This window comes from Pseudomonas sp. SDO52101_S400 (assembly GCF_054071635.1).
The window spans coordinates 1-255 of sequence record NZ_JBSVWF010000170.1 but is presented as its reverse complement, the minus strand read 5'-3'; the positions used below and the strand labels follow the sequence as shown (position 1 = coordinate 255).

Below are 255 nucleotides of genomic sequence, written 5' to 3'. Positions count from 1 at the left end.
ACGAACTGCGCATCGACGACACCACCAGCGAAATCAGCATCGCGCTGCGCAGTGATCACGGCGCGAGTGCGATCAACCTCGGTTACCTGACCCATCCACGTCCGAGCGGCGGTCAGCCACGGGGCGAAGGCTTCGAGTTGCGCACCGATCGCCATGGCGCCGTGCGTGCGGGCGCGGGATTGCTGATCACCACCGAGCCACGCCCGAACGAATCGAAACACCACAAGGACCTGCCGGAAACCGCCGAACGTCTGG

General features: G+C 65.1%; 1 protein-coding gene. It reads left to right on the top strand.

Features of this window, described 5'->3' with window-relative positions:
- The coding region (locus tag ACW9HX_RS29200) for a type VI secretion system Vgr family protein (protein WP_457383227.1) at window positions 1-255 on the top strand (255 nt) is incomplete at both ends.